The organism is Citrobacter sp. Ce119, assembly GCF_030334525.1.
Taxonomy (GTDB): Bacteria; Pseudomonadota; Gammaproteobacteria; order Enterobacterales; family Enterobacteriaceae; genus Citrobacter; species Citrobacter europaeus.
On sequence record NZ_JAOWDR010000060.1, the window covers coordinates 762,157 to 776,992 of the forward strand.

Below are 14,836 nucleotides of genomic sequence, written 5' to 3' on the forward strand. Positions count from 1 at the left end.
TTGCGTCAAGTCACCCGCCAGATACGTAAATTGTCCTCTACACACTCACTATTGCCAGTCATTCTATCGACGAATCGGTGCGTTAAACATAAAGCTCCCTCGGGCAGGGTTGTTAATAAACCCATCGCGGGCGGGATTATAGTTGTGGTCCTGGAAACTATTCATCAGGATGGGATCGCCAAAGCTATCCTGTATCGCCAAATGTCTGTGGATTCGGTTTCGTGCCCTGAGCGTGAAAGCGAAATCATCCGTTCCGCCAATGATGATGACGCCATTACCGGCTCGGAGTGCCGCGCTTAACTCTTGCTCTCTGACGGCCTGGTTTTGTAACGCGCTGGCTGTGGCAGACGATGACGCCAGCAGCAGTAATATGAGCACGGTGCATGAAAATACCGATGGCAGTTTCATGATTAATACCTGTTAAATGTATGGCTATTAAAGTATAGCTTTATGGTGTCATCTCAACTGAAAAGAAAACCAAACCAACTTTAAACCTGCTGCCCATACTGATTCAGAGGGGCCGGGAGAGTAGTGCCGCGCAGTTAAGAACTATAATAAAAACAGTCGACAGGTGATGGCTTCTGTTTACAGACAGTACAGATACAGGGGGCGGTCATGCGCGTCTCATTTTTTCCGCTAGTTGCGTTCACCGCTTTGCTCGTTTTTAGCTGCACAGTATGCCCGGCGGAAAAGAGAGGGGCATTTTTGCCGGATGTTGGGACCGCGGATCCTATTGCGTTTGCACAGCAGTCATTTAATAACATGGCCTCTTATCAGGTGATGATGCGATCCTCATCTGCACAGGGTGAGAATAAAATCATTCGCTACAGCTATCAGAAACCCGGCTATGTACGAATGGATTTTACCCAGCCGCATTCAGGCGCGGTGCTTATCTTTAATACTGTCAGCGGTAAAGTGACGTTATGGCCATTGGGTGTGGGTACGTTGCCCATTTTGCACCTGTCGCCAACCAATTCATTGATCCAGGATGAGCGCGGTCATCGGGTGGATCGCTCTGATATCGGCGTGTTGTTGGGCAATATTCGCTATCTGCAACGTGGGGGAACAACGACGGTTGTCGCTAAGGAGCGCCTTGCGGGGCGGGAGGCGACGCTCGTGTCCGTGGTTGGACAGGGAAGACTGGCCGTTGATGGCGTTCACCGTTACGACGTCTGGCTGGATAATTACCACGGACTCCCTGCCAAAGTGATCAGCTATGCCCCAGATGGGCAGCGATTAGAAACCGTTCTTCTGGAAGCGATGGTTATCAACATCCATTTTCCCACTCATTTCTTTACGCCTTGAGGGAGCCTGTATTGTGGCTGAGTATCAGTTTTCCACCGTCTGGCGGGTTGAGGCCTCAATCCAGGAGGTATGGGATATTTTTTCCCATCCGGACCAGTGGCCGGAATGGTGGGGAAGTCTGGAACGCATCGTTGAGCTAAAGAAAGGCGATCTACAGGGGATTGGGGCGCTGCATCGTTATACCTGGAAAGGGGCGCTTCCTTATCGCTTAACCTTTGACATCAACGTATTGAACATTCTGCCTTGCTCTCTGCTTGAAGGACAAGCCAGTGGCGCGGTGGAAGGGCGAGGCGTGTGGTCTTTTTCTGCAAGTGGTGCAGAAACTATTGTCAGGTATGACTGGAATGTGCGTACCACGATCCGCTGGATGAATTATCTTGCCCCGCTGGCAGCGCCTGTATTTCGCTGGAATCACAATACGGTCATGCGCGAGGGGGCAAGAGGGTTAGCCCGCAAACTGGCTACGCATGTGTATATATACTGAACTCGTTCCCACTGCTGTACTTTTTTGCCTGTAAATGGCTTAATAGCGACCTTGTAGTCTCTCATTTCATTCACAGTTAACAGGTCTGTTATTGATGAATAGCCTCCATCGGCTCGCCTTATTATGCCAGCCTCTGTCTGCTGTGATGATCGCATGCGGCTTCCCATTTAGCCGTAGCTCAACTCTTACAACATGGACAGACAGCAATGCAACGTCGACAGTTTCTCAAAAATAGCGTTCTCCTTTCCGCCGCCGGTTTAGTCGGTCCTGCCGTCATTAGTCAGACGGTCCGTGCCGCTGAGCCATCCGTTGCGCCAGTCGCTCGTCGACGTTTTGTCTTATCTCAAACGTATAAACTCAATCCTCCTAAGGGATCGAGCGGCGTGGTGAAACTGTGGATCCCGCTGCCGGTAGATACCGCATTTCAACAAATGACGGCGCTTGCCTTTAGCGGAAACTTTAAGCAAGCATACGTCACTACCAATAATACCTATGGTGCGAAAACGCTGTTTGCTACCTGGCCTGACTCGCAGGGCGAATTGTTGATTAACGTTGATATCGACATTGAAACCGCCGACTGGGAACCTCTGAAGCAGGATGCGCTGAAAACCTGGCAGGCACCCGAGCAGATTATTTACCCGCTGGATGTAAAACCGTATCTGTTGCCAACAGCACATACCCCAGTTGATGGGCTTGTTCTGGAAACTGCGCGTAAAATCACCGGTAATGAGCAGGATCCGCTGAAAAAAGCGCGCCTGATTTACGAATGGGTCAGCAGCCATATGGAGCGCGATAACGACGTCATTGGCTGCGGCACGGGGGATGTGGCGGAGATCTTAAAAAGCGGTAAGCTCAAAGGAAAATGCACCGACATGAGCTCCGTTTTTGTGGCTCTGGCGCGGGCCAGCGGTATTCCGGCGCGCGAACTGTTTGGCATCCGTCTGGGCAAAGCCAATAAACTCGAACGTTACTCGAAAAGCGCTTTTGGCAAAGCAGACGGTGCAGGCGTCGCCGATGTGAGCGGTGGACAACATTGCCGAGCCGAATTCTATCTTGCTGGTTACGGTTGGTTACCGTGCGATCCCGCTGACGTGACCAAAATGCGTCTGGCAGAGAAAAAATCGCATCAGGACGCCGATGTCCAGGCGGTAAACACTTACCTGTTTGGTAACTGGGAAATGAACTGGGTTGGATTCAACTACGGGCGTGATTTCGAGTTGTATCCGGCAACGGAGCAGGGAGCCATGAACAACTTTGGCTATCCTTACGCTGAAGTCGATGGCGACCCGATCAATTTCTATGATCCTAAAGCGTTCTCCTACAGCTATGTCGCCACAGAACAACGCTAAAGGGGCGGGACTCACCCTGTTGACGGCCGCTGCGGCTGCCGTCACCGCGGGCTTGTGCTGTATTGGACCGCTGCTCTACCTGCTGTTTGGTATTTCTGCGGCAAGCTTTGCTGTTTTCACCCGGTTTGAGTTTTTGCGAATGCCTTTGATGCTGCTGTCCCTGGGCTTATTGCTGCGGGTCTTCTGGCGGCTCTATTTTTCCAAACGGTTGTGGTGCTCCGGATGGCTAACGCTTAAGCAGGCGCGCATTCTCTACTGGTGTGCACTGGCGTTGATTTTGCCAGTGTTATTTTACCCAACGCTCGTCGCCTGGTTTTATGAGGTATTTGAATGAAGATCTTCACGTTAGTTGTATGTTTGCTGCTGCCGGTGTGGGCTCAGGCGACCAATCAAAAAGTGGTGCTGGATATACAAAATATGACCTGCTCGCTATGCGTTATTTCAGTCAATCAGGCGCTGCGTGAAACCGACGGCGTGATAAAAGCAAAATCCTCCCTAAAAACCCGGCAGGCGGAAGCGATCGTGCCAGAAGGTTTCCCAACCGATACTTTACTAAATGCTGTAGCGAAAACGGGCTATACCGCAACGCTCAACCGCATTGAGCAACAGTAAACCACCTGCGGGTGGTTTTATTGTGTTTTCCCGGTATGATGCCCGGCGGCTTAGTGTTCTCTTTTGTGCGTTAACTACCGGAATTCCCCTCGTTTCCTGTTAACCTGAACAGGCGGCAACTGATGCCGCATATGCCCATTTGTATCTGTTATCCCTCCAGCCATGTAGGATGATCACAGGCAAGATTTTTTGACTAAGGAAAAGCGTTATGAAAACGGGACCATTAAACGAGAGCGAACTGGAATGGCTGGATGATGTATTGACTAAGTACAATACGGACAAGGCTATTCTGGATGTATCAGAACTGGATGGTTTACTGACGGCGGTGCTGAGTTCTCCGTATGAAATTGAACCGGAGCAGTGGCTGGTCGCTATTTGGGGCGGCGCGCAGTATGTTCCTCGCTGGTCCTCCGAAAAAGAAATGACGCGTTTCATGAACCTGGCGTTTCAACATATGGCGGATACGGTCGACCGTCTGGATGAATATCCTGAGCAGTTTGAGCCGCTGTTTGGTTTACGTGAAATTGACGAACATGAACTGACTATCGTTGAAGAGTGGTGCTTCGGCTATATGCGAGGCGTTGCTTTGTCAGACTGGTCCGCGTTACCAGACACGTTAAAACCTGCGCTTGAGGCTATTGCGCTGCACGGTACGGAAGAGAACTTTGCGGTGGTTGAGAAGCTGACGCCAGAAGCGTTTGAAGAGAGCGTGGATGCCATTCGCCTGGTGGCGCTGGATCTGCATGCTTACTGGATGGCGCATCCCCAGGAAACGCCGGTCAAGGTACCGGTAAAAGTGGATGCCAAAGTAGGGCGTAATGACCCTTGTCCGTGTGGTAGCGGCAAGAAATATAAGCAGTGCTGTTTGCATTAACAGAAAGGGGCGAAAGCCCCTTTTGTTTTAACCCACTTCCGGTAGTAGTCCTGCAGCAATAGAAAACTGTACTGCTATCACCACAATGCCGCACAAAAATACCAGCGCCAGCGCCGGAGCTCCGCCCGCCACACGGTAGGTAGCCTGCGGATTTTGTTTTCTGCTTTGCCAGACCAGCATCGAGGGAATGAGCAGCGCCAGCACCGCCAGGGCAACGCCTGCATACCCCAGCGCCATGACGAAACCACGCGGATAGAACAGTGCAAATGCCAGCGGTGGCAGGAAGGTCACCACGCCAGTTTGTACTCTTCCCGCAGCGGTATTACGGCGTTGGAAGAGGTCGGCCAGGTAGTCAAATAATCCCAGCGCCACGCCGAGGAAAGAGGTCGCCAAAGCGAGGTCGGCAAACAGATGCACCGCCAGCTCGACGTGCGGCGAAGCCACGACTTCACGCAATGCCTGCAATAAACCGTTTAAGCCAGCGTGGTTGGCTAACAGCCCCATGAACGTGGACGAGTTAATACTGCCAAGCGTGGCCAGTTGCCAGAAGATATAAGCGACCAGCGGAATGGCGCTACCGGTGATAAACACCCAACGCAATTTACGGATGTTGCCATTCATATAGCTGACGATACTGGGGACGCTACCGTGAAAACCGAACGAAGTGAAGATAACCGGGATTGCGGACAATGCCAGTCCCTGCTGAAGCGGTAGCGTAAGCAGGTTTACTTTATGGATATGCGGCATCAACAGAGCCAGCATCGCCACCAGGAAGATTATCTTGGCGCTGAATAACAAACGGTTGAACAGATCGACCAGCGAGGTTCCTACGCAAACCACACCACCGGCAACAAAGGTGAACAGCAGCACGCCTGTTGTCGGTGATAGAGTTGTTCCGGTCCAGTCGCTGATGCTGGAAGCCAGCAATTCACCCGCGCCACTGATATACGCCGCCGTCAGCGCGTACATTAAAAACATCATGCTAAAACCCGTTACCCATTGTCCGTAACGACCAAGATAACGTTTTGCCAGCGTACCCAGCCCGGTATCAGCCGGTACGTGTTGATACACTTCAAGCAGCAACAGCGCGGTGTAGCACATCAACGCCCAAAGACTCACTAACAACACCAGCGTGACGCTAAACCCCACGCCTGCCGCAGCCAGCGGCATTGCCAACATACCGGCACCAATCGTGGTTCCCGCCACGATAAAAATACTACCCAGGGTTCTGTTTTTCACGCTTTCCTCTGTCCCAGAGATAATCAACGGTTATATCTGCGGCGCAGGTTAAGGCAAAACGCTATTTTCGTCAAATCACCGTTACAATGTATGTACATTAATCTTTACGATATTTCTCGCCTTAAGATGTATGACAAATGACATTTATCTGCGACTAAACCTGCGTTAGCGCAAAGCAGCGCCGTGCGGTTCACATTAGGCTACGGACTTTATTGAGGAGGTAGTATGGAATCTATTCACGGTCACGAAGTGCTCAACATGATGATTGAATCTGGCGAGCAGTATTCGAATGCCAGCCTTGAGGCGGCGATTACGGCACGGTTTGGCGAGCAGGCGCGTTTTCACACCTGTTCTGCTGCGGATATGACGGCAGCCGAGCTGGTGGCGTTTTTAGCGGCGAAGGGAAAGTTTATTGCACAAGAAGACGGCTTCTCTACGCACGAAAGCAAGATCTGCCGTCACTAATTGTCACGGGTAATGATGGCGGGTTGCCTTCATTACCCAGAGACATTAATTCTGTGTATCAAGCGTAGCCAGTTCTTTATCGATGAAATAAAGACCTTCGCCACTTTTCCCTGCCAGTGATAACTTATCAATAACAGATTTAAATAATTTCTCTTCTTCATGCTGCTCGGCAACATACCATTGCAGGAAATTAAACGTCGGGTAATCCTGGTGAGTCATTGCCGCGTGTGCCAGCTCATTAATTTTCTGGGTGATCAGTTGCTCGTGTTCGTAAGTGACACGGAACAATTCGTCCAGAGACGCATATTCAGCAAAAGGGGAAGAGACGGTATTAATACACGGCAAGCTGCCGGTATCGGTCAGGTAGTCAAACAGACGCTGCATATGCGTCATCTCTTCCTGGGCGTGACGGCGCAAAAACGCAGCGGCACCTTCGAAGCTGTGATAGCTGCACCACGCGCTCATCTGTTGGTAGAGCAGAGAAGAATATAATTCAAGGTTCATCTGCTCATTCAGTTGGTCGATCATTTCTGTTTTCAGCATGGTTCTGCTCCACAAACGTTATTATATATTGACGTGGCGCCACTATAATTTGTTATTTAATTATTTGCAAAAGGTAAAATAATAAATTTATTTATTAAAAATGCGAATGGGAATAAAACGCATTAACGCTACTGGTCGGAGAATAAATAACGAGAAGGCAGAAGACCAGCAATAATGTGCTGGTCGAAAATATTAATAATTAAAGGAAGTGGATGGTGATACCGCTGCGCCGTGACACTGCCAGGCGAGGGTTATTTTGGTATTTAAACACAAAGAACCGGCGTACAGGCTACAGGTTGACACCGGCTGACCAAACGCCATTGCGCTGGCATAACCCAGGCGCTGACACTCTTTGGTGGCTGTCCCCTGGGTAACGTAGTCATCGGTACGCGCCGACTGTAACATGGCCTGGTTGTAGGTCAGGCGAACCACGCCGGTGATGGCGCTGGCTTCGCTGACCTGCGCCTGTTTAGTTATAGTGCATCCTGTCAGCACGAGCGGCAAAAGGGCAAGGATAAAGGTCTTCATGTGATCGCTCTGAAAGTTCGGAGATAGGCTATCATGGCATACGTGTTGACGTATCAATGGCTTGAATAACCTGAAAATCACCTGCGATTAATCGCAACGACGTCAATTTCTTGAGGCCATTCTCAGCTTTCGAAGGAAAAATGTGAGCACTTCATTATTTTATAAAACAAAATTTCATTAAATTTGAAAGTGAGTTTGCAAAATAGTAATGTGGCCTGAATGTTATGACTTTCTGCGGGTCCCCGCAGCGCATTCAGGAGATTACAGAATGAAAATTGCATTGATGATGGAAAACAGCCAGGCAAGCAAAAACGCCATCATTCATAACGAGCTTAAAGCCGTCGCGGATGAGAAAGGTTTTCCAGTGTACAACGTCGGGATGAGCGACGAAAATGACCATCATCTGACCTACATCCATTTAGGGATTATGGCCAGCATCCTGCTCAATTCCAAAGCCGTGGATTTTGTTGTCACGGGTTGCGGTACGGGTCAGGGGGCAATGATGTCGCTGAATATTCATCCGGGCGTGGTGTGTGGTTACTGTCTTGATCCGGCTGACGCGTTCTTATTCTCTCAGATCAACAACGGTAACGCGCTTTCTCTGGCATTCGCCAAAGGTTTTGGTTGGGGCGCTGAGTTAAATGTGCGCTATATGTTTGAAAAAGCGTTCACTGGTCGTAACGGCGAAGGTTATCCGCCTGAGCGTAAAGAGCCACAGGTGCGTAACGCCGGTATTCTGAACCAGGTGAAAGCGGCGGTGGTAAAAGAAAACTATCTGGATACGCTACGCGCTATCGATCCTGAGCTGGTGAAAACCGCCGTATCGGGTCCGCGCTTCCAGCAGTGTTTCTTTGACAACTGCCAGGACAAAGCGATCGAAGCGTTTGTTCGCGAGATAATTGGCTAAACCTGTTGGCCCGGCGGTGTTCACCTGTCGGGCTATCTGTTCTTATCAGACACCGCGCTTCCAGCATCACGGGCAAGTCGCAGCGTATCCACCATGCCGACCAGGCAAATAATGGCAATAGCGACAAAGGCCAGCCGGAAACTGATTCCTGGAATATTCCCCAATGTCAGCCACTTACTCACCTCATCGCCGATACGGATCCCGATAGCGGCCAATGAAATGCCTAAGCCTACCGCTAATTGTGTTGCCGTACTGAACAACGTATTGGCGTAGCTCATTTGTGACGCGGGGACATCCGCAAAAGCAAGCGTGCTGACGCCGGTAAACTGAATTGAGCGGAATACGCCGCCCAGATACAACACCAGCAAAATAACCCACACGGGAGTCTGTGGCGTAATTAATGCGCAGGCCAGCAGCGCCAGGACGTTAAGCGCACCATTGATTAACAGCAGTCTCTTAAAGCCGAGCCAGCGTATTAACGGCGTAGTGGCAGGTTTTATCGTCAGATTGCCTACAAACACCGCCAGTACCAGCGAGCCTGCATGAAAAGCATTCATGCCAAAACCGACCTGGAACATTAACGGCAGCAGAAATGGCACCGCGCTGATAGAAGCGCGAAACAGCGACCCGCCGTACATGGTGACGCGAAAAGTTGGGACGCTCATGGCATCAAGACGAATCATCGGCCAGGTAGCACGACGAAAATGATGCAGGGCAAACAGGAAGGTCACTGTCCCTAGCGCCAGAAGCCCGGCGGTTAGCCAGCCCTGCGGCTGCCGGGTTCCCAGTAACTCCATGGCATACACCAGACTTACCATCGCAACAGAGGTCGCGATAAAACCCGCTATATCAAACGGACGACGCTCGTCGTCATGAATATCCGGGATAAACCTTAGCGCCAGCGCGATCGCCAGTATTCCCAGCGGTACGTTAATAAAGAAGATCCAACGCCAGTTGGCATAGCTGGTAATGAATCCCCCAAGGGGAGGTCCAATGATAGGTGCGACCAATGCGGGCCAGGTCAGGGTGGCAATAGCGGTGATCAACTGATGTTTAGGCGTGGTGCGCAGTACCGCAAGACGGCCAACAGGAACCATTAATGCGCCACCGACGCCCTGCAAGATTCGCATGGCGACAAAACCCTCAAGGCTTTCGGACAAACCGCATAAAACCGACGCGAGGGTGAAAATCGCCAGCGCCAGGGTAAACACCTTTCTTGCACCGAAGCGATCCGCAATCCAGCCGCTGGCGGGGATAAGCACCGCAAGGGTTATCAGGTAGGCGCTGATGCCAATGTTCAGGTCTACCGCCTGCACACCAAAACTTTTAGCCATATCAGGCAGGGCGGTGGCAATCACCGTGCCGTCAATAAATTCCATAAAGAAAGCCCCGGCAACAAGTAATGCCGCCGGTGAAAGACCGCGTTTGTTCTCGACCGCTAACTGTTCACTCATGTTGTGCTTGCCATCTCAAAAGAAACTGACTGGAACTATTTTTATTTCCAACGCATTCGTTATGCGTGGGCGGCTATCGTTTCGAGCGCTGAATGGGTACTATGACGACCTTTCAATAAGGAGCTCACCATGTCCCAAACACTGAATGCCGATCAGGAACTGCTCTCGGACGTTGTTGCCTGTCAGCTGGTTATCAAGCAAATTCTGGATGTTCTTGATGTTATTGCCCCAGTAGAAGTTCGGGAAAAAATGTCCAGCCAGCTGAAAAGCATCGATTTTTCCAGCCATCCTGCAGGTGCCGATCCGGTCACTATGCGCGCAATACAAAAAGCGGTTGCCTTGATCGAGCTGAAATTCACGCCGCAGAATGAATCCCACTAAAATAAACCGTTGTTTCAGGTTTTAGAAAGGTTTTTTTGCGCCTCGCAGAATGGAGGCGCGTGCATAGGGAAAATCAGAGGTTGGCCGGATAAGGCGCATCACATTACTATCCGGCATTAACGCTTTGAAAACTGAAGATTAGTGATGCTGGTAATTCACGACGTTGAGCAAGTGCTTATCGGTTTGCGCCATGCACAGCCCCGCGCGTTTGGCGCTGCGGACTTCGTCAAGTATCGTCTGTAACAGCACGCCATCCTGCTGCTGCTCTTTTTCCAGGTCGTGAAGAAAATCGATGGTTGGCGCATCGTTTAACGCTTCTGCTTCATTGGTTAAACGTGAGAGCCTACTCGAGCGCTGTTGATATTCATCCAGCGTTTTCTGAAACAATTCTTCAAGGGAAGTCAGTTCATCACCCGGAACATCAATGGCCTTGACGATGGGGTTAGCCCCGGCACTTTTCATAAAATTGAACATCCGCATCATTTGAGTCACGTTACCTTGTGCCTGAGTGCGAAGAAACGTGGCGGTACCCGTCAGGCTATGCTCGTAGCACCATTCGCTCAGATGCAGGTAAAGATTCGATGCGTAGAACTCGAGGTTCATTTGCGTGTTGAGTTTATGAACAATTCCAACTGCAGCCATATCAATATCCTTATTTCCAGAAAGGGGAATGTACGTTACTAACGCCAGTACAGCGGGCTGCCGCTGCACTTCACCTCTACGTACAATTAAAACTGTTAGCAGAATAAATCCGTTCCGCCGGTCCTTTAGTGATCACGAATTATATTCGCTCCCGATCGAGATTCAGCATAACGCTTGCTATGACATAAGAAAATCCTTAAATCCGTGTATTTATGTTTTTTTACATATTGTCATAACAGTACTTGTGCTTCTGCCGTTTTGGCATATAGGTGATATGAATATAACGAATTGATATTTATGCCATTAAACACACTCTTCAATAATGAAATGGTGTTTTAAATCACAAAATTAATTTCCACAATAAGGTATTGTCTGGCACCTGATGATTATCTGCTCATGTTGTGAAGCAATTTCACGATTGGGCTGAATCTGTACTAATTATCTGATGACTAATTTTTTGCGCCAGATCAGTTTTAATCAAATTAAGAAAATTAACGGCCTGAACTATTCGTCATTAATTGTGTTGTGAATTTGGATAACGCGAGGAGTTACATATGAAGAAGGTTGCGGTGCTGCTGGCACCTGGTTTTGAAGAGGCGGAGGCGATTGTTACCATTGATATTCTGCGTCGTCTGAATATCGAAGTCGAAACGCTGGCCTGTGCAGAGTCACGTGCAGTGGTGAGTTATCATGACGTACCGATGGTGACAGACAGTACGCTGGCCGCGCGCCAGGCATATCTCTACGACGCCATCGTGCTGCCCGGCGGGCCGCAGGGCAGCGTTAATCTTGCTGCCAGTGAGACGGTCATCCAGTTTGTCGCCCGACATGATCAGGCGGGGAAACTCATTTGTCCGGTGTGTTCTGCGGCTGCGCGCGTGCTGGGCGGCAACGGCCTGCTGAAAGGACGTCGCTACGTGTGCTCGGGAGATCTGTGGCAAAACGTCACGGATGGGGAATATATTGATGCGCCGGTAGTTGAAGATGGCAATCTGATTAGCGGCAAAGGGCTGGGGCATATTTTTGATTTTGCATTAACACTTTCGGCACGTCTGCTGGGAGATGACATTCCGGTCCGCGATCACGCTGACCATATTTATTATCGATGGTAATCATTTTCCCGAATGCTTCGGTATTCGGGAACAAGGATTCGTTGGCTGACGTTATGGACTAATCTGCTATTTCTCTTTTTTCCCGTCGACAAAATCGCGTTTTTTTATGTCATTTCCCGCTGAATTTATGTACGCAATTACTGTAATTCTGTGGTGTGATGCCGCTCTCTTATGGAGAATCAATTTCCCGCTAAAAATACTCTCAGCACTGGCATTGATCTTATCAATAAAAGGTAATGCCTTGTTTTACGTCCGAATTACAAAAAATCGTCTGATTTTACCCTACATAAAAGAACGTTAAAGCTGGAGTTAACCATGCACAAATTCACTAAAGCGTTGGCTGCCATCGGTCTGGCTGCCATTATGTCACAATCCGCTATCGCTGAATCCATGAAGCTCGGTTTCCTGGTCAAACAGCCGGAAGAACCGTGGTTCCAGACTGAATGGAAATTTGCCGATAAAGCCGGTAAAGACCTTGGTTTTGAGGTGATTAAAATTGCCGTCCCGGATGGTGAGAAAACCCTCAATGCCATCGACAGCCTGGCTGCAAGTGGAGCAAAAGGGTTTGTGATTTGTACGCCGGACCCCAAACTCGGGCCTGCCATTATGGCTAAGGCGCGAGGCTACGATATGAAAGTCATTGCCGTCGATGACCAGTTTGCCAACGCCAAAGGTAAGCCGATGGATACCGTGCCGCTGGTGATGATGGCTGCAACCAAAATTGGTGAGCGCCAGGGCCAGGAGCTGTATAAGGAGATGCAAAAGCGCGGTTGGGATGTGAAATCCAGCGCCGTCATGGCCATTACCGCCAACGAACTTGATACCGCGCGTCGCCGTACGTCAGGTTCAATGGAAGCGCTTAAAGCCGCAGGCTTCCCGGAAAAACAGATCTACCAGGTTCCAACAAAATCAAATGATATCCCCGGTGCATTCGATGCCGCTAACTCCATGCTGGTTCAACATCCTGAAGTCAAACACTGGCTGATTGTCGGCATGAACGACAACACCGTGCTGGGCGGCGTACGTGCGACTGAAGGGCAGGGCTTCAAAGCGCCAAACGTAATTGGTATCGGTATTAATGGCGTTGATGCCGTGAGTGAACTGTCCAAAGGCGAAGCGACCGGGTTCTACGGCTCACTGCTGCCAAGCCCGGACGTTCACGGCTACAAATCAAGTGAAATGCTTTACAACTGGGTAACGAAAGGTGCAGAGCCACCGGCGTTTACTGAAGTGACGGATGTGGTGCTGATTACCCGCGATAACTTCAAAGAAGAGCTGGCGAAGAAAGGCTTAGGCGGTAAGTAACATAAATGCCGGATGCGACGTCAAAGCGTCTTATCCGGCCTACGAATCGCGTCCTCAGAAGGCCGGATGAGGCAAAGCCGCCATCCGGCTTAAAGATCTGACTCACGGAGACGTTATGCAACAGTCTACCCCGTATCTCTCATTCCGCGGCATTGGCAAAACATTCCCGGGCGTTAAAGCGCTTACGGATATCAGTTTCGACTGTTACGCCGGTCAGGTGCATGCGCTGATGGGCGAAAATGGCGCCGGAAAATCAACACTCTTAAAAATTCTCAGCGGTAACTATGCGCCAACGACGGGATCTTTGACGATCCGCGGACAGGAAGTTTCGTTTGCAGACACCACGGCCGCGCTCAACGCCGGTGTCGCCATTATTTACCAGGAGCTGCATCTCGTCCCGGAAATGACCGTTGCCGAGAATATTTATTTAGGCCAGTTGCCGCACAAAGGCGGGATTGTAAATCGCTCGCTGCTGAACTATGAAGCGGGGCTACAGCTTAAGCATCTGGGCATGGATATCGATCCCGACACGCCATTGAAATATCTCTCCATCGGTCAATGGCAGATGGTGGAGATAGCAAAAGCGCTGGCGCGTAATGCCAAAATTATCGCGTTTGATGAACCGACCAGCTCCCTGTCTGCACGCGAAATTGAGAATCTGTTTCGCGTCATCCGTGAGCTGCGCAACGAAGGACGCATCATCCTGTACGTATCGCACCGTATGGAGGAAATTTTTGCTCTCAGCGATGCCATCACCGTGTTTAAAGATGGGCATTACGTCACAACGTTCACGGATATGCAGCAGGTCGATCACGATGCGTTGGTGCAGGCGATGGTTGGACGCGACCTCGGTGATATTTATGGATGGAAATCCAGACCGTATGGCGCAGAGCGGCTGCGTTTGCATGAGGTCAAAGCTCCCGGTGTGCGTACGCCGATCAGTTTATCGGTACGCAGCGGTGAAATTGTCGGATTGTTTGGCCTGGTAGGCGCCGGGCGTAGCGAATTGATGAAAGGACTGTTTGGCGGCACACGCATCACGGCAGGCCAGGTGTTTATTGATGAGCAGCCTATTGATATTCGTAAACCGAGCCATGCCATTGAAGCGGGAATGATGCTGTGCCCGGAGGACCGCAAAGCGGAAGGGATCATTCCGGTCCATTCGGTGCGTAACAACATCAACATTAGCGCCCGTCGTAAACATGTTCTGGGCGGATGCGTGATCAACAACGGCTGGGAAGAGACCAATGCCGATCACCATATTCGCTCACTCAATATTAAAACGCCGGGCGCGGAGCAGCTGATTATGAACCTCTCCGGCGGTAATCAGCAGAAGGCTATCCTTGGCCGTTGGTTATCGGAAGAGATGAAGGTGATTTTGCTGGACGAACCTACACGCGGCATTGATGTAGGTGCCAAGCATGAAATTTATAACGTGATTTATGCCCTCGCAGCGCGCGGCGTGGCCGTGCTGTTTGCTTCCAGTGACCTGCCAGAAGTGCTCGGTGTCGCCGATCGTATCGTGGTGATGAGAGAGGGCGAAATTGCCGGTGAGTTGCTTCATGAACAGGCGGATGAGCGCCAGGCCTTGAGCCTTGCTATGCCTAAAGTCAGCCAGGCTGTAGCCTGAATAAGG

18 protein-coding genes are annotated in these 14,836 nt (G+C 50.4%); 12 read left to right on the forward strand and 6 right to left on the reverse strand.

What is annotated here, in order from left to right; all coding sequences use genetic code 11:
* Positions 1–63: 63 nt before the first annotated feature.
* The gene (locus OGV80_RS23820; protein ID WP_072033925.1) at positions 64–408 is read right to left on the reverse strand and encodes a hypothetical protein; all 345 of its coding nucleotides are present in this window, start codon (positions 406–408) and stop codon (positions 64–66) included.
* A 207-nt stretch (positions 409–615) separates the two neighbouring features.
* Here OGV80_RS23820 and OGV80_RS23825 point away from each other — a divergent pair, with 207 nt between their 5' ends.
* The 6 genes from OGV80_RS23825 (at position 616) to OGV80_RS23850 (ending at position 4,624) form a co-directional block, all read left to right on the forward strand.
* Positions 616–1,305, forward strand: coding sequence for a LolA family protein (locus tag OGV80_RS23825; RefSeq protein WP_353654552.1), 690 nt, complete (start codon positions 616–618; stop codon positions 1,303–1,305).
* A gap of 13 nt (positions 1,306–1,318) precedes the next feature.
* Positions 1,319–1,789, forward strand: a complete 471-nt coding sequence (locus OGV80_RS23830) for an SRPBCC family protein (RefSeq protein WP_043016765.1) — start codon at positions 1,319–1,321, stop codon at positions 1,787–1,789.
* A gap of 206 nt (positions 1,790–1,995) precedes the next feature.
* Complete coding sequence (locus OGV80_RS23835; protein ID WP_043016764.1) at positions 1,996–3,138, forward strand: transglutaminase-like domain-containing protein; 1,143 nt, start codon at positions 1,996–1,998, stop codon at positions 3,136–3,138.
* A complete protein-coding gene (locus OGV80_RS23840) occupies positions 3,116–3,472 on the forward strand; it encodes a mercuric transporter MerT family protein (protein ID WP_043016763.1) in 357 nt (118 codons plus the stop codon). Before OGV80_RS23835 ends, OGV80_RS23840 begins: the two co-directional genes overlap by 23 nt.
* Positions 3,469–3,750, forward strand: a complete 282-nt coding sequence (locus OGV80_RS23845; protein ID WP_043016762.1) for a heavy-metal-associated domain-containing protein — start codon at positions 3,469–3,471, stop codon at positions 3,748–3,750. Before OGV80_RS23840 ends, OGV80_RS23845 begins: the two co-directional genes overlap by 4 nt.
* A gap of 208 nt (positions 3,751–3,958) precedes the next feature.
* Complete coding sequence (locus tag OGV80_RS23850; RefSeq protein ID WP_286515829.1) at positions 3,959–4,624, forward strand: YecA/YgfB family protein; 666 nt, start codon at positions 3,959–3,961, stop codon at positions 4,622–4,624.
* Positions 4,625–4,651: 27 nt separating this feature from the next.
* Here the strand turns inward: OGV80_RS23850 and tyrP are convergent, their stop codons facing one another.
* Positions 4,652–5,863: a tyrosine transporter TyrP gene (gene tyrP / locus OGV80_RS23855; protein ID WP_043016761.1), complete on the reverse strand. Its 1,212-nt coding sequence runs from the start codon at positions 5,861–5,863 to the stop codon at positions 4,652–4,654.
* Positions 5,864–6,088: 225 nt separating this feature from the next.
* On the opposite strand from tyrP, the gene OGV80_RS23860 reads away from it, so the two are divergent.
* Positions 6,089–6,328: a YecH family metal-binding protein gene (locus tag OGV80_RS23860; RefSeq protein WP_043016760.1), complete on the forward strand. Its 240-nt coding sequence runs from the start codon at positions 6,089–6,091 to the stop codon at positions 6,326–6,328.
* A gap of 45 nt (positions 6,329–6,373) precedes the next feature.
* Here OGV80_RS23860 and ftnA read toward each other — a convergent pair whose 3' ends face one another.
* Together ftnA and yecR are read right to left on the reverse strand one after the other, a co-directional pair.
* Positions 6,374–6,871, reverse strand: coding sequence for a non-heme ferritin (ftnA, locus tag OGV80_RS23865; protein WP_043016759.1), 498 nt, complete (start codon positions 6,869–6,871; stop codon positions 6,374–6,376).
* A 192-nt stretch (positions 6,872–7,063) separates the two neighbouring features.
* Positions 7,064–7,399 carry a YecR family lipoprotein gene (yecR, locus tag OGV80_RS23870; protein ID WP_047410479.1) on the reverse strand — a complete coding sequence of 112 codons (336 nt, stop codon included), beginning with the start codon at positions 7,397–7,399 and terminating at the stop codon, positions 7,064–7,066.
* 268 nt (positions 7,400–7,667) lie between these two features.
* Between yecR and OGV80_RS23875 the strand changes: the two genes are divergently transcribed.
* The gene (locus tag OGV80_RS23875) at positions 7,668–8,306 is read left to right on the forward strand and encodes an RpiB/LacA/LacB family sugar-phosphate isomerase (RefSeq protein ID WP_043016757.1); all 639 of its coding nucleotides are present in this window, start codon (positions 7,668–7,670) and stop codon (positions 8,304–8,306) included.
* A 32-nt stretch (positions 8,307–8,338) separates the two neighbouring features.
* Here OGV80_RS23875 and OGV80_RS23880 read toward each other — a convergent pair whose 3' ends face one another.
* Positions 8,339–9,760: an MFS transporter gene (locus OGV80_RS23880; protein WP_043016756.1), complete on the reverse strand. Its 1,422-nt coding sequence runs from the start codon at positions 9,758–9,760 to the stop codon at positions 8,339–8,341.
* Between the two features lie 129 nt (positions 9,761–9,889).
* Here OGV80_RS23880 and OGV80_RS23885 point away from each other — a divergent pair, with 129 nt between their 5' ends.
* On the forward strand, positions 9,890–10,141 hold the full coding sequence (locus tag OGV80_RS23885) for a DUF2766 family protein (RefSeq protein WP_003034595.1): 252 nt from the start codon (positions 9,890–9,892) through the stop codon (positions 10,139–10,141).
* Between the two features lie 138 nt (positions 10,142–10,279).
* Here OGV80_RS23885 and OGV80_RS23890 read toward each other — a convergent pair whose 3' ends face one another.
* The gene (locus OGV80_RS23890; RefSeq protein WP_043016755.1) at positions 10,280–10,783 is read right to left on the reverse strand and encodes a non-heme ferritin-like protein; all 504 of its coding nucleotides are present in this window, start codon (positions 10,781–10,783) and stop codon (positions 10,280–10,282) included.
* Between the two features lie 554 nt (positions 10,784–11,337).
* On the opposite strand from OGV80_RS23890, the gene OGV80_RS23895 reads away from it, so the two are divergent.
* The 3 genes from OGV80_RS23895 to araG all read left to right on the forward strand — a co-directional run bounded on the left by OGV80_RS23895 (position 11,338) and on the right by araG (position 14,830).
* Positions 11,338–11,895 carry a DJ-1/PfpI family protein gene (locus OGV80_RS23895; RefSeq protein WP_087052601.1) on the forward strand — a complete coding sequence of 186 codons (558 nt, stop codon included), beginning with the start codon at positions 11,338–11,340 and terminating at the stop codon, positions 11,893–11,895.
* 315 nt (positions 11,896–12,210) lie between these two features.
* Positions 12,211–13,200 (forward strand): arabinose ABC transporter substrate-binding protein, encoded by a 990-nt coding sequence (locus tag OGV80_RS23900; RefSeq protein WP_043016753.1) that lies wholly within the window; start codon positions 12,211–12,213, stop codon positions 13,198–13,200.
* A gap of 115 nt (positions 13,201–13,315) precedes the next feature.
* The gene (gene araG / locus OGV80_RS23905; RefSeq protein WP_087051726.1) at positions 13,316–14,830 is read left to right on the forward strand and encodes an arabinose ABC transporter ATP-binding protein AraG; all 1,515 of its coding nucleotides are present in this window, start codon (positions 13,316–13,318) and stop codon (positions 14,828–14,830) included.
* The last annotated feature ends 6 nt before the right edge of the window (positions 14,831–14,836 follow it).

Bases quoted from the DNA above. Each gene is read 5' to 3' on its own strand.
- OGV80_RS23820 (WP_072033925.1), bottom strand. From the start codon at position 408: ATGAAACTGCCATCGGTATTTTCATGCACCGTGCTCATATTACTGCTG.
- OGV80_RS23825 (WP_353654552.1), top strand. From the start codon at position 616: ATGCGCGTCTCATTTTTTCCGCTAGTTGCGTTCACCGCTTTGCTCGTT.
- OGV80_RS23835 (WP_043016764.1), top strand. From the start codon at position 1,996: ATGCAACGTCGACAGTTTCTCAAAAATAGCGTTCTCCTTTCCGCCGCC.
- OGV80_RS23840 (WP_043016763.1), top strand. From the start codon at position 3,116: ATGTCGCCACAGAACAACGCTAAAGGGGCGGGACTCACCCTGTTGACG.
- OGV80_RS23845 (WP_043016762.1), top strand. From the start codon at position 3,469: ATGAAGATCTTCACGTTAGTTGTATGTTTGCTGCTGCCGGTGTGGGCT.
- OGV80_RS23850 (WP_286515829.1), top strand. From the start codon at position 3,959: ATGAAAACGGGACCATTAAACGAGAGCGAACTGGAATGGCTGGATGAT.
- OGV80_RS23860 (WP_043016760.1), top strand. From the start codon at position 6,089: ATGGAATCTATTCACGGTCACGAAGTGCTCAACATGATGATTGAATCT.
- ftnA (WP_043016759.1), bottom strand. From the start codon at position 6,871: ATGCTGAAAACAGAAATGATCGACCAACTGAATGAGCAGATGAACCTT.
- yecR (WP_047410479.1), bottom strand. From the start codon at position 7,399: ATGAAGACCTTTATCCTTGCCCTTTTGCCGCTCGTGCTGACAGGATGC.
- OGV80_RS23875 (WP_043016757.1), top strand. From the start codon at position 7,668: ATGAAAATTGCATTGATGATGGAAAACAGCCAGGCAAGCAAAAACGCC.
- OGV80_RS23880 (WP_043016756.1), bottom strand. From the start codon at position 9,760: ATGAGTGAACAGTTAGCGGTCGAGAACAAACGCGGTCTTTCACCGGCG.
- OGV80_RS23885 (WP_003034595.1), top strand. From the start codon at position 9,890: ATGTCCCAAACACTGAATGCCGATCAGGAACTGCTCTCGGACGTTGTT.
- OGV80_RS23890 (WP_043016755.1), bottom strand. From the start codon at position 10,783: ATGGCTGCAGTTGGAATTGTTCATAAACTCAACACGCAAATGAACCTC.
- OGV80_RS23895 (WP_087052601.1), top strand. From the start codon at position 11,338: ATGAAGAAGGTTGCGGTGCTGCTGGCACCTGGTTTTGAAGAGGCGGAG.
- OGV80_RS23900 (WP_043016753.1), top strand. From the start codon at position 12,211: ATGCACAAATTCACTAAAGCGTTGGCTGCCATCGGTCTGGCTGCCATT.
- araG (WP_087051726.1), top strand. From the start codon at position 13,316: ATGCAACAGTCTACCCCGTATCTCTCATTCCGCGGCATTGGCAAAACA.